This is a genomic window from Mycobacterium sp., assembly GCF_032159765.1.
Taxonomy (GTDB): Bacteria; Actinomycetota; Actinomycetes; order Mycobacteriales; family Mycobacteriaceae; genus Mycobacterium.
In genome coordinates this window covers 1-12903 of the sequence record NZ_JAVHWM010000126.1, presented here as the reverse complement: position 1 = coordinate 12903, position 12903 = coordinate 1, and the positions used below count along the sequence as shown (strand labels likewise).

Here is a 12903-nt window from a genome sequence, read left to right as displayed (position 1 = left end):
CAGTGTGGAATCGACGACACGGGCGTCAATTAGGTGCGCAGGAGGGTGGCCGACCCTGCCGCTAGTGTGTCGGTATGACGGTCGTCGCGGGTGCTGGCAGCAACCGGACGAGGCGGCCGAAGGATCGCAAGGAGCAGATAGCTAGGGTCTCCGCGGAGGCATTCAGCAAGTTCGGCTACCACGCGGTGAGCATGGAAGACATCGCCGCGCGGGTCGGGGTGTCGGCGGCTTCGCTGTACCGCCACTACTCGGGGAAGTACGAACTGTTTCGCGACGCCGTGCTCACTCTCGGGCTTGAGCTGGTCGCCGCGACTGATTTTCTCGACGAGACCGTCGCTGACCCCGGGGCGGCGTGGGACCGTGCGGTGCGTGCGCTGATTGACACCGCCATCAAGAACCGCGCCAGCGGCGGACTGTATCGCTGGGAGGCGCGCTATCTGGACGAGGCCGACCAGCTGGCTCTGAATGCCCAGATCAAACTCGTCAACCGCCGACTGCAGCGCCCGCTGCTGGCGTTGCGGCCGGCCCTGACCTCACGTGACCGGTGGAAATTGTCGGCTGCTGTGCTCAGTGTCATCGGCAGCGTCACCGATCACCGAGCGCGCCTGGGCGGCAAGGACATTCGTGCGACGCTCGGCGCGATCGCTGCTGCACTGCGCGACACCGAGTTGCCCGTCGCGGGCGACCCCTCCCAGGCCGCCCCCATTCTTGGTGCTGTTGGTTCCGCGGCCGGTGAGTACGAGTCGATCTTGCGTGAAGCGATGCTGCTGTTCAACGACAACGGCTACGCCGAAACCGCGATGGAGGACATCGCCGTCGCCGCAGGCATTTCCACGTCCGGTATCTACCGGTTCTTCTCCGGCAAGGCCGCGATCCTGGCCGCGGCCTATCACCGTGCTGCCGATCGGGTCTCGGGCGACGTGTCGACGATTCTGGCGACCACGTCGGATCCCGGGCAGGCGGTGGATCGGCTGATCGATGCCTACGTGCGACGGTCCTTCGACCACCCCGAGCTTGCGTCCGTCTATTACGCCGATCGCCGCAACGTGCCGGTCGAAGACCAGGTGGTGCTGCACAACATCCAGTGCTCGACGGTCGAGGCGTGGGTGCGCCAAGTGGTCGCCACCCGGCCCGCGCTGGATGCGGTGCAGGCCCGATTCGCGGTGCACGCCGCTTTCGCCCTCGTCGTCGACATGGGCCGACTCGTGCACTACGACCGGACCGAGGAGTCACAAGCACTTGTCCGGCACCTCATGCGTGTCACTTTGCTTGAGACTCAACCTGTTTGAGCGCAGCCGTCACCGGTCCGTGCGTGGCCTCGTGAGCGTGAACCGGTCGACGGGCGTGGCCTCGCCGTACGGTCCGCCGATGACGTAGTACGTCGCCTGCATCGTCGTCGTGCCACCAGCGGTGCCGGGATCGACGTCGAAGACCACGAACCCGTACGGGTGATCGCGGTCGCGGAACGCCGACCACGGGGCGTCTTCCTCGACATAGATCGGGCGTTTTTGGCCGGTGTCGGGATCGACGTCGCCGACGCCGGTCAACACCCGGCAGCGCGGCGTGTCATAGAACATGCCGTTCGTGGGCACCGACGTCCCGCCGCCGCCGATCACCACATGAACCGTGCCTTTGGTGGTGTCGATGGGTCCTGAGGTGGTGCCCACTGGCAGCGGAGTGCGAGTGTCGGTGGGGGCTTCGCCGCGCACCGCATGCGAGCGTTCGTAATGATGCTCGTGGCCGCACAGGACGAGGTCGACGCCGTAGCGGTCGAACAACGGAAGCCACTCTTGCCGGACGCCCAAGTCCGCGCCGTTGGCGCGTGCCGTGGAGATCGCCACCTGGTGCATGCACACCACCAGCCAGTCGATCCCGCGATCGGCCCGCGCTGACGCGAGTTGGGTTTCCAGCCAACGCTTCTGGGCGCCTGCCGAGTAGCCGCGCACGTAGGAGTTGCCGCCGTCCTGGTAGCACACGTCGTCGTTGTTCAGGCTGATCACTCGCACCGAGCCGGCCGTGAAGGCGTACCAGAGACCGCGCAGCTCGTCGTCTGAACCTGCCTCAGGCACTTCGAAATACGTTTGGTACGCGCCGTATCCGATCGGCCCGTTTCCGCGTTCGTTCTCGTGATTTCCCGCAGCGGGCATCCACGGGCGGTATCGCGCCGAGCGGGAATTGTTCTCGAACCAGGCCGACCAGGTGCGGATGCGGTCGTCGGCCAGGTTCGCGTAGCACAGGTCACCGTTGACGAGGTGAAACAGCGGCGTCATTCGTTCGACTGCCGCGGTGATGTCGCCCGCCGCCGGCGATCCGCGGCTGTCACTCGTGTACGACGTGCCCGTCAAGTGCGTCAGCGCCGGGGTGGCCTGATCCCCGAAACTGGTGAACCGCAACGGCGCACGGCCCGCAGGCGCCGTCCGTATGGTTCCGAGCTGCGGCGTGGCGCCATCGTGGACGGCGGCATAGATGTAATCGGTGTCGGGTGAAAGGCCCGTCAGGCGGGCGTGGTTGACGCGCACCTCGGTCCCCGACTTCGCGTCCCGGTAGGTGCGGGTGGCGGCCTGGACCACCCGGCCGAACCCGTCGTTGGGCAGTCCCAGCATCACCCGCGGGTTGGCGGTCGGTGCGTCTGTGGACCAGGACACGACGACCTCGCTGGCCGCATTGGCACCGAACTGCAGGTGCAGGCCGGCCACGCGCGGCGCGTCGCTCCGGTCGGGCTGTACCCACGGTTGGGGCGCTCTGCTGGGCGGGCGGAGTGTCGCGGCCGCCCCCAGGCTGATCCCCGCACCCGCCAAGGCCGACACGGCGCTGCTGGTGATCAGGGTTCGGCGGCTGAATCCGTGAGGTTGCGAGCCGGCCTCGGGTTCGTCTGTCTCGGGCATTGGTGTCTTGATACCGCAGCAACCTGAACGGTGGCTAGCCGGCAGGGATGATCGGGAGGCTCACGCTCGACGGATGCGCGGCGTCGTGGAAGATCGTCTGCGTCGCCGGGCGCGTGTCTGCGCTCTGGCCGAACGGCGGGCCGGTGTTCGGGTTCGGGGCGAACTGCGGGTAGTCGCTGCTGGAGATCTCGAGGCGGATCTTCTCGCCCGCGCGAAAGAGATAACTCGTGGGCCATACGGCGATGTGGTACTCGTACGGCGTGCCGGGCACAGCCGGTGTCGGCGCGGACAGCGAGTCGCGAAATGGCGTGCGGACAACGCCGTTGTTAAGGTTGACGACTTCGCCGTCGGGCTTGACCACAGCCAACTTCGCGGTGAAGTCGGTATCGGGCGCCGACGACGCCGCCCACAGATCCACCGTGACGGGACCGGTGACCTCGGTGTCGGCGGTCAGCGGGTCGCTGCTGTACACGAGGACGTCGGAGCGTTGCTCGACGGGTGTCTGGTCGTAGGGGCCTTGCGGGCCGCTCTGTGCGCCACAGCATGAATGACCGCCCACGCTGGGCGCCGGGTTGGCCGGGTCGTAGGTGTAGACATCGGGCGGGTCATGTTGCGGGGCAAGCGAAGTCGACAACTGACCCTGCCGCTGCGCAAAACCACCGTCACCCGATATGTAATATTGCGTCCACACCGTGCGGGGGAGCGGCCAGGCGGTCGCTGTCTTCCAGGTGTTCGCGCCCATCAGGAAATACTCCACCTTCGGAGTGCCCGCGACATCGTTGTCGATGCCCTTGAGGAAATGGTCGAACCACTTCACCATCAGATCGTTGATGGGACTGGTGCCAACGGCGCCAATGTCTTTGAGCATCGGCGCGGGCTCCGACGTGTCGCGGCCCCAGTTCACGTGGTCCCACGGGCCGATCAGCAGTCTCTGGTTGCTGCGCGCTTCCGCAGTGCCGCCATTCGCGACCATCCCGGTGAAGTTCTCCACGCCGCCGGCGAGGAAGGCGTCGTACCAGCCCTCGACGTCGAGCACGGGAACCTTCACCGTGGCGTAGCGATCGCGGATGCTCCACTGCTGCCAGAACTCGTCGCGTGACGAGTGGCGAATCCAGTCGAAGTAGTAGGGGGCCACCGTCGGGCTGGCGGGTTGCAGCGGCGGCAGGTCCTTGTACGGGGTGAATGCCAGCCATCGGGTGGTGTCGGCGTCCGCGGCCTTCAACGCAGCCACGGTCGCGTCGTCGCGGCGGTTCTCCGCGGCGCCCGTGGCGAGCGAGGAGATCGTCCACGGCAGCACGAACGCCAACCGGAACTCACCGCCCTCGTACGTCCAGCCGTCGTAGTAGTCCGACGCGGTGTTGGCGGGCACGATCGTCACGAGATGCGGTGGCGCCGTGACCGCGGCAAGCCACTGGGTAGCTCCGACATATGACGAGCCGTACATGCCGACCTTGCCGTTCGACCCGGGCAGTGCTGCCGCCCACTCCACGGTGTCGTAGCCGTCATCTTGATCGTGGGCGAACTCGGCGAAGGTTCCCTCTGACGCGCCCTGGCCTCGAATATCCTGCACGACAACGAGATAGCAGAACGACGCGAACCAGTCGGGTGGCTGGTACCGAGACGGCGAGGTCTGCGCACCCGACTTCCCGTACTGGGTGCGCATCAGGATGACCGGGACCGCGTCCTGTGTCTGCGGCCGGTACACGTCGGCGCGAAGCAGGGTTCCGTCGCGCATGCGGGCCGGCACATCCGGCTGCTTGGCGACTGCGCAGGGCCCGTGGTCGGGGGGTTGGCGTGGCCGCTCGTCGGCACGGCCGCAGGAGACCACCAGGAGACACACAGCAAGTGCGAGTGCTACCGCGCGGGCCGCCACAGCCAACCAGTCTGCCCTGCGGACCTGGTTCTTTTCTGTCGCTGACCCGTGATCGAAAACGCCAGTTTCATGATCGGAAATCCGGGTACTATTTGCTGCACCGGCAACGGAGCCGCGGCGATCGGAGTGGTCATGGCAATCCAGATGCACAGTCGCGGCCACCGCCGTTCGAGAAGCGAAGTTGCTGGCCCGCCGCCGCGGCGGGCCACGATGGTGCGTTCAGCCGACGGCACCCGGCTGCATACCGAAATCTTCGGGCCAGAGGACGGCTATCCGATCGTCCTTACGCACGGCATCACGTGCGCGCTGCGGGTCTGGCACAACCAGATCGCCGACCTGTCGGTCGATCACCGGGTGATCGCATTCGACCACCGGGGCCACGGCAAGAGCGAGGTTCCGTCTCATCGAGGCGCCTACCGCCTGCCGCGCCTGGCCGACGACCTCGAGGCAGTACTTGCGCAGACAGTGCGACCTGACGAGCGTGCTGTGATCGCCGGCCATTCGATGGGCGGGATCACGATCAGTGCGTGGTCCGATCACTATCGCGAGAGCGTGCGCCAACGTGCCGACGCAGTCGCGATGATCAACACCACTACAGGTGAGCTGCTGCAGAAGGTGCAGATACTGCAGGTGCCCGGCGTGCTGGCCAGTACTCGAATTCGCATCGCGGAGCAGATGATTCGGACAGTGGCCTCGCGAGATGTCCCGAGGGGCGTGGACTGGACCGGCCGCAGATTCGTCGCGATGATGGCCGTGGGATCGGACGCCGCGCCCGGCGTCTCAGAGTTGATCTACGAGCTGTTCGCCGGCACTGCGCCGGCGGCGCGCGGCGCGTGCGCTCGCATGCTGACCAAAGCCCTTGGGCCGCAGCATCTTCCGCTGGATGGGTTGACGGTGCCTGCCCTCGTCATCGGCAGCGCGAAAGACCGGCTGCTCCCGATTGTGCAGTCCCGCAAGATCGCCGATGCCGTCCCGAACCTGGCGGGCTACGTGGAGCTCTCGGGTGGGCACTGCTCCATCGTCGAGCGGCCCTCGGAGGTCAACGGGCTGCTGCGTGACTTGGTGGCGTCGGTGGCGCCGGCGGAAAGAACGCCCGCCTAACGCGCCAGCCGATTCGCAACCTCGGCCGCGGCCCGCTGCCCCGACCGCACGGCGCCGTCGAGAAAACCCGTCCATTCGTCGGCGGTCTCGGTGCCGGCCCAATGAATCGGGCCGACGGGCTCGCGCAGGTGCTTCCCGTACCGCGTCCACGAGCCAGGCGGGACGGCAGCGGTCGGTCCACCCGGCGCGAACGGCTCGTCTCCCCAACAGTGGTCGAGGTAGTCGATCGGGTCGAGTGCCTCGTCGCCGAAGATCTCGGCGAAACATCCGAGCGCGGCCTCGCGTCGCGCGTGCTCTGGCAGCGGATCAAAGGTGCGGGAATCGGCGAAGCCGAGCAGGATCCCGGGCCCGACAGCCGACGGGCTGACGTCGAACGTGACGAACACCGGACCGTCGTCGCAAAGTGCTTGACCGGACTGCCCTTTCGCGCGCCAGAACGGCGTCTCGTACGCGGCGTAAGCCTTGCTCAGGTTTCCCTGGGGCCAATGGGCGCAGAGGTCTCGTTGCTCCTGCGGCAGCTCGGGCGTGAACGCGATCGCGCCTCGATGCTGCGGAGGGATCGCGACGATCGCGAACTGCGCTCGCGCTTCGCCGCCGTCGAACGTCACCGTCACGCCGTCGTCGCGCCAGGTGATGCCGCGGACGGGGGAGTTGAGCCGGACGCGGGTGCCAAGCTCGTCGGCAATCCGAAGTGCGATCTGCTGCGTCCCGCCGGGGAAGCGGTCCTGCTGTGCGCCGCCGTGCGTGTCGAGCATGCGGTCGAGCCCGCCGGCGGCCTTGACGTAGCGCACGGTGTGCAGCAGCGAGGTCTGGTCGGGCTCGCAACCCCAGGACACGCGGCTCACGAGTGCCATCAGCTCCCGCGACGTCGCCGACGCGCTCACGGACTGCAGCCAGTCCGCCAGCGACATTTCGTCCAGCGACGGATCGGCTGTCCAGGGCTCCTGCACCGAAACCCGGCGGCCAAGGCGTGCGAATTTCCATCGCACGCGTCCGAGGTCGAGCAGCTCGCGAACCGGAAGCTTCGGGATCGTCCCTCGATAGGAACGGGTGCGGCCGTGCCACAGGATCAGGTTGTCGCCGTCGTCGTGCGTGGGGACGGTTTGGCAGCCGAGGTCAGCGGCGAGCTTGAGTACTTCATCCTGGGTCGGACCGACGAACGAGCCGCCAAGATCGACGGGGGCACCCGCGATCGTCGTCGTCGACGAGCGGCCGCCGACGCGGTCCCTGCCTTCCAGCACGACGACGTCGTGGCCCCGATGGGCCAATTCCCTGGCCGCGGTCAGGCCGGCGAACCCGGCTCCGATCACCACAGCGTCCGCGTTCGTCTCGGTCACGCGCTCCAGTCAACTCCTGTCCAGCGCCGCAATACATGCCTATCGTGTGAAACATGGCCGCACCTGACGAATACTTCGACGTGGTGATCATCGGGGCCGGGATCTCTGGCATCGACGCCGCGTATCGGATCCGCGAGAAGAACCCGGACTGCAGTTACGCGATCCTGGAACGACGCGAGCGTCTCGGCGGGACATGGGATCTCTTTCGCTATCCGGGAGTGCGGTCCGACAGCGACATCTTCACGCTGAGCTTTCCGTTCGAGCCGTGGACGCACGACGACGCGATCGCCGGCGGTCACCAGATCTGGCAATACCTGGCCGATACTGCCGACAAGCACGGCATCGCTGAGCACATCCGCTTCAACACCTACATCCGGTCGGCCGATTGGGATTCGGCCACCGACACGTGGACGGTTCGGGGCGAGCAAGGCGGCGAGGACCGTACGTACCAGTGCCGCTTTCTGTACTGCGCGACCGGCTACTACGACTACGACCACCCCTACACACCTGACTTCCGGGGGATCGAGAACTTCGCCGGGGAGGTGGTGCATCCGCAGCACTGGCCGGAGTCGCTCGACTACGCGGGCAAGAGCGTCGTCGTCATCGGAAGCGGTGCGACCGCGGTCAGCCTGATTCCGGCGTTGACGGAAAAGGCAGGTCACGTCACGATGCTGCAGCGCTCACCCAGCTATCTGTATTCGGCTTCGCCGATCGATCCCGTAGCGTCGGTGCTCCGAAAGCTGTTGCCGCCCAAGATTTCCAATTGGCTGATCCGGTGGCGGTTCGCGTTGTTCTACGTGCTGACATATCAATTCGCCAAGAAGGCGCCGAGGTTGATGAAGCGAGTACTACGGCAGATGGCGGTGACGAATCTGCCCGAGGGTTTCGACATCGACACCCATTTCAAGCCGAGTTACAACCCGTGGGATCAGCGGCTGTGTCTGATCCTCGACGCCGACCTCTACAAGACCGTCGGCGGCGAGCACGCCGACGTCGTCACCGATCACATCGAGCGATTCGACGAGACGGGCATTGTGCTGAGGTCAGGACGGCACATCGACGCCGACGTCGTCGTCACCGCCACCGGTCTGCAGCTGCAGGCGCTGGGCGGCATCACGATCGCCGTCGACGGCGAGAAGGTCAGGCCGCACGACCGGTTTGTCTACAAGGGCTACATGCTCGACGACGTGCCAAACCTGGCGTGGTGCATCGGGTACACCAACGCGTCGTGGACGCTGCGTGCCGACATGAACGCCGATGCGATCGCAAAGCTGTTGGCATACATGGGTTCTCACGGCTACACCCACGCGTATCCGCACCTGCGCAACAAGGAGTTGTCCGAGAAGCCGACGTTCGACCTCCAGTCCGGCTACGTCATGCGTGCACCGGAAGTGCTGCCGAAGTCGAGCGTGCACCGGCCGTGGAACGTGCGGCACAACTACCTGCTCGATGCGATCGATCACCGTTTCGACCGGATTGAAGAGTCGATGGTGTTCGGCCGCGCGAACCCGGATCGCGCACAATCCGCCTAGCCTGGCTCCTCGGGTTCTTCCGGTTCGCGATCTCCGAGCATGTTTTCGGGGTGCCAGTAGGTGTTGGTGTGGGGTTGGCCGCGGTCCAGATGTGGTGGCGGGATCCATTCGGTGGTGCCGTCTTTGCGTTTTCGAGTACTCCAGCCGTCGAGGTCGGCGAGGCGGTTGTCGGGTCCGCAGGACAGTGTGAGGTTGTCCATGTCGGTGGGTCCGCCTTCGGCCCAGTCTTTGACGTGGTGGACTTGGCACCAGGCGGCGGGGACAGTGCAGCCGGGTCGGGTGCATCCGCGCTCGGTGGCCGTGAGCACCAGGCGTTGGGCCGGCGTGGCCAGCCGGGTGGTGCGCCCTTTGTAGAGCTGGCAGGGTTTGGCCTTATCGAACAGCAGCAGGAAGTGGTAGGCGTGTGCGCTCATTCGGATGACGTCTTTGATCGGCAGTTTTGTGCCGGTGGCGGTGCGAGCGACCCCGGTCTTGTTCTGCAAATCCTCCAGGGAAGCTGTTGCCACGATCGTCACCGGCAACCCTTGATGCGACCCCAGGTTTTTCGACATCAGCGTTGACCGCACGATCATGTTCAAGGCATCGTGATTGCGCTGCGCGGTCGAGCGGCAATCTCCCGCCACGGTCTTGTCGTCAGGTTGCCCGTGCAGTGTCGGGGTCCGGTCCGCGGGGTTGCACGTGCCTGGTGCGGCCCATTTGGCGTAGATGGCGCTGAGGCCGGCTACCAGTTCGGGGGTCAGATGCCCGCTGATGGGGCTCGTCCCGTCGGGGCCCTGCGGGCCGATGGTGATTCCGCGCCGGCGTGCGCGGTCGGCGTCGGAGAAGTTTCCGTCGGGGTTGAGCATGAGCTCCACATCTTCGGCGAATTGCTCAAGCTGATCGGGACGAGACCCGGCCGCGACCATGGCCAGCTGCCGCTCTGTTTCTGCCCGGGTGGGTTCGTCGATCCAATGCGGCAGCCGACCCAGGCATCCGCGGATAATGCGCACCGCCTCGGTACTGATCGCGCCGGCGGCCTGCCCCGCGGCGGTGTACTCGAATTTCGGCGGCAGCGGCTCACCGGTCAGCGTCTGCCGCGGGCCCAGATCGGCGGCCTCTTTGATGCGGCGGGCGGCTTCACCGCGAGTGATGCGCAGATCATCGGCCATCGTGTTGCGCAGCGACGCGCCGACCTCGGCGGCAGTGGCATGCTCGGCAAGCCAAGTGATCGAGGCATGGCATAACGCTGGCAGCCGGCGCGCGAGCGCCTCCTTATCGCGCATGAGTTCGCGATGCTCCGCCGCTGAGAGCGCGCCGGGGTCCATCGACGCGAGCTTGTCGACCAACATGTTCAGCTCCGCGTAGACGGCTTTCCCCTCGTCGAACGCAATCGAACTCATGCCCCTACGCTAGCCGCCCCCACCGACAACAACGCCCGAGCGCAGCCCCGATACCCCAACCCGCACAACCGAATTCACCCCAGTTATCCACAGAACCGAAACCATCCACAGATTTCCACACCAGTCTTGACAATCGAACGCACCGTAGTTAGATACGCCGAGTGTTGACCGTAGCGTCGGTACGTGCGACCTTTGCTTTGGAGGAAATGGATGATGGTGAACACGTTTCGCGCCCTGGCCGCCATTGGAGTGACGGCGTCGGCGGTGGCATTGACGACGGCAGCGCCGGCACAGGCCAGTGCAGAAAGCTACCTCAAACCGCTGATGGCGAGGTTCGTCTTTCTCAGCCCGCAGCAGTTGCTGACCGCCGGCTACAAGGTGTGTCAGGCAGAAAAAAACGGCACGAACTCGGCCGACGCTTCCAACATGTTGCAGAAAGACCTCGGGCTCTCGGTGGCCGCGTCCGTCGAGATCGTCAGCGCGGCCGTCATCAACCTCTGCTGAGCCACTAGGGCGCGACGGTCAGCCAGTCCTTGAAGCCCGACGGGTCATGACGACCCAGGGCGCCGTGCTCGAACAGACCCCAGCCCTCGGCAGGCTCGCCGTTTCCGTCGCGGCAGACTGCCCGACCCACATGGTCGATGACGCCGAAACCCGCGCGCCCGACGATCGCCGGGTCGGTCATGTCGTATGTCATCCGCTCGGTGAACTTCTCGCCCTTCCACATGCCGTGCAGCCAATCGGAATCGCCGCCGTAGCCGCCCCCGACGTGGATCGGCACCGGCAACTTCGACTCCACGTCGAACCGCACCGGTGAGCCGTCGGCTGCGGTCGCGTCTATCGTCGCGCCGGTGGGAATTCTTGTGCCAGAACGGTAGTGGATCTTGACCCGCGGCCAGCCCAACTGCTCGACACGGCCGTCGCGCCAGATCCGCGTGCAATCGTTGAGTGATCGGAACCCGCTGGGCTCTTCCTGGATGATCAGGACGACCCCGAAGGCGTCGAACGCCATCGGCACGTACAGCCACCACATGCCCTCGAACGGCGGGTCGGCGGGCCGGCCGGCCGGCTCCGGCTCGCCGATCGGGCGGATGCCCCACGACCGGTCGCGCGAGCCTATCCACACCGACGGGTCGACGGTGATGTCCTCGCCATCGATGGCGATATGCCCGCTCCAGGCCCCGAGCTGTGCAAATCGCTGCGCGTCCAACGTGATTCGGTTGCCGCTGCGCAATACGTGCCGCTGCTCCTGGACGACGTCGAACAATCCGTCCCACGTCAGATCGGCCGCGATGCCCTCGGTCTCGTCCATCACGATCCGCAGCTTGTGCAGGGGCTCCAGCACTTCCACCCGGTAGCCGTTGACCCGCTGATCCAGCCTGTCCTGGTCGATCGCATCGCACAGGTGAACGGCCGTCTGCACATCACCTCTGCGCACCAGCACGAACGCGTCTTTGACCCCGAGGTTCGGGTAGTAGCCGATGCCGCTGACCAGGAAGATGTCGCCGGTGCGGTCATGCGCGTTGAAGTACGAACGGTCGTAGAAATTGCGGTCGCTGGAGCCGGCCCACGCTATCGGCTGCGGGAGCTGGTGGACGGGAAACTCGTCGACGGGTCCGAGTTGTCTGCTCTTCGCGCGAGCGCTCATCGTTGCATCACACAACCTCTCCGATCAGGCGCTTCATCAAAGCGGCATGGTAGAAAAGCGATTCGACGTCGTCGGGCTTCTCGACCTCGCCGAAATGGACGCGGCGGGCGCCGGTGCGCATGAATACGCACGCCCACATCACGCCGCAGTACACGTAGAACCAGCGAAGGTCGCCGAGTTCGACACCGGTGAGTTCGCGATAGGTCACCCGGATATCGTCCTCCCGCAGCACATCAGGCATCCCGGGGAGCCCGGCCAAGCCGGTCAATTCCTGAAAGACCATGTGCGCGTAGATAAGCCACGCGACATCGAGCTCGCGCGGGCCGACTGTGGTCATCTCCCAGTCGAGCACCGCGACCGGGCGGAAGTCGGAATACAACACGTTGCCGATCCGGGCGTCGCCCCACAGCAGCACGGGATCCGATGCGTCAGTAGGCCAGTTCGCCTGGAGCCACTCAAACGAGCGCTCCAGCAACGGAGAAGGGCCGATGTCGGGCACCGCGAAGTCGTACCAGGACCGCACCCACGCGAAGTGGTTCGCCAGCGCCTCACCGGGCCCATTGACAAGAAACGCGAATTTCGACGGTGCGTCCGGGATCGCATGCAGTTTCGCGAGTACCTCTACCGTCGAATTCTGCAGCAGCCGTTGTGATTCCACAGGCGCGTCGAAGAACCAGTTGCCACCGAAGGTGTACGGCATCACATCGGGCGGCACCACTCCGTCGACGTAATCCATCAGGAAGAACGGTGCGCCCAGCACCTCGCCCGTCGGCTCGAGCCAGCGCACGCGGGGAACGGGTACGTCGGTCAGCTCGGCGACGGAGCGGATCACCTCGAACTGGTGGTCAAGCCGGTAGGTCGGGAACACCGGGACGTCCTGCGCGGTCGGGGCGAGGCGCGTGACGAACTTCTGTTCGTGCCGCGCGCCGTCCTCATCCCACCTCGCTGTGAGGATGATCGTCTCGGATGACATGCCATTGGCGTCGACACCGCTTTCGACGGTCACTTCCGGTTGCGCGCCGCCGGGCAGCACAGTCGACAGCCAGCGGGCCATGATGTCGGGGAGTGTGCTGGTGTCGCGGCTCGAGTGCTGTAGTCGGCCGACCGCGTCGACAGCCGGTTCTCCTGACACAATTCGCCCTTCGGTC

At 65.8% G+C, this 12903-nt stretch carries 10 protein-coding genes; 4 read left to right on the top strand and 6 right to left on the bottom strand.

The features are described 5' to 3' along the window. Positions 1–74: 74 nt before the first annotated feature. The gene (locus tag QOH60_RS13920) at positions 75–1289 is read left to right on the top strand and encodes a TetR/AcrR family transcriptional regulator (RefSeq protein WP_526421232.1); all 1215 of its coding nucleotides are present in this window, start codon (positions 75–77) and stop codon (positions 1287–1289) included. Positions 1290–1298: 9 nt separating this feature from the next. On the opposite strand, the gene QOH60_RS13915 is transcribed toward QOH60_RS13920, so the two are convergent. Both QOH60_RS13915 and QOH60_RS13910 read right to left on the bottom strand, forming a co-directional pair. Beyond that, complete coding sequence (locus QOH60_RS13915) at positions 1299–2885, bottom strand: fibronectin type III domain-containing protein (protein ID WP_526421230.1); 1587 nt, start codon at positions 2883–2885, stop codon at positions 1299–1301. 34 nt (positions 2886–2919) lie between these two features. Next, positions 2920–4620, bottom strand: coding sequence for a CocE/NonD family hydrolase (locus QOH60_RS13910; RefSeq protein WP_526421278.1), 1701 nt, complete (start codon positions 4618–4620; stop codon positions 2920–2922). A 270-nt stretch (positions 4621–4890) separates the two neighbouring features. Here QOH60_RS13910 and QOH60_RS13905 point away from each other — a divergent pair, with 270 nt between their 5' ends. Beyond that, the gene (locus QOH60_RS13905) at positions 4891–5859 is read left to right on the top strand and encodes an alpha/beta fold hydrolase (protein WP_526421228.1); all 969 of its coding nucleotides are present in this window, start codon (positions 4891–4893) and stop codon (positions 5857–5859) included. On the opposite strand, the gene QOH60_RS13900 is transcribed toward QOH60_RS13905, so the two are convergent. Next, the gene (locus QOH60_RS13900; protein ID WP_526421226.1) at positions 5856–7196 is read right to left on the bottom strand and encodes a flavin monoamine oxidase family protein; all 1341 of its coding nucleotides are present in this window, start codon (positions 7194–7196) and stop codon (positions 5856–5858) included. The genes QOH60_RS13905 and QOH60_RS13900 overlap by 4 nt on opposite strands. Before the next feature lie 53 nt (positions 7197–7249). On the opposite strand from QOH60_RS13900, the gene QOH60_RS13895 reads away from it, so the two are divergent. Then, entirely contained in the window at positions 7250–8728 is a 1479-nt protein-coding gene (locus QOH60_RS13895; RefSeq protein ID WP_526421224.1) for a flavin-containing monooxygenase, read from the top strand. Here QOH60_RS13895 and QOH60_RS13890 read toward each other — a convergent pair. Next, the gene (locus QOH60_RS13890; protein ID WP_526421222.1) at positions 8725–10107 is read right to left on the bottom strand and encodes an HNH endonuclease signature motif containing protein; all 1383 of its coding nucleotides are present in this window, start codon (positions 10105–10107) and stop codon (positions 8725–8727) included. The two genes, QOH60_RS13895 and QOH60_RS13890, sit on opposite strands and share 4 nt — an antisense overlap. A gap of 183 nt (positions 10108–10290) precedes the next feature. Between QOH60_RS13890 and QOH60_RS13885 the strand changes: the two genes are divergently transcribed. Further along, complete coding sequence (locus QOH60_RS13885) at positions 10291–10611, top strand: DUF732 domain-containing protein (protein WP_526421220.1); 321 nt, start codon at positions 10291–10293, stop codon at positions 10609–10611. Between the two features lie 4 nt (positions 10612–10615). Here QOH60_RS13885 and QOH60_RS13880 read toward each other — a convergent pair whose 3' ends face one another. Continuing rightward, a complete protein-coding gene (locus QOH60_RS13880) occupies positions 10616–11755 on the bottom strand; it encodes an Rv3169 family protein (protein ID WP_526421218.1) in 1140 nt (379 codons plus the stop codon). Positions 11756–11762: 7 nt separating this feature from the next. Next, on the bottom strand, positions 11763–12887 hold the full coding sequence (locus QOH60_RS13875) for a phosphotransferase family protein (RefSeq protein WP_526421276.1): 1125 nt from the start codon (positions 12885–12887) through the stop codon (positions 11763–11765). Positions 12888–12903 lie beyond the last annotated feature (16 nt).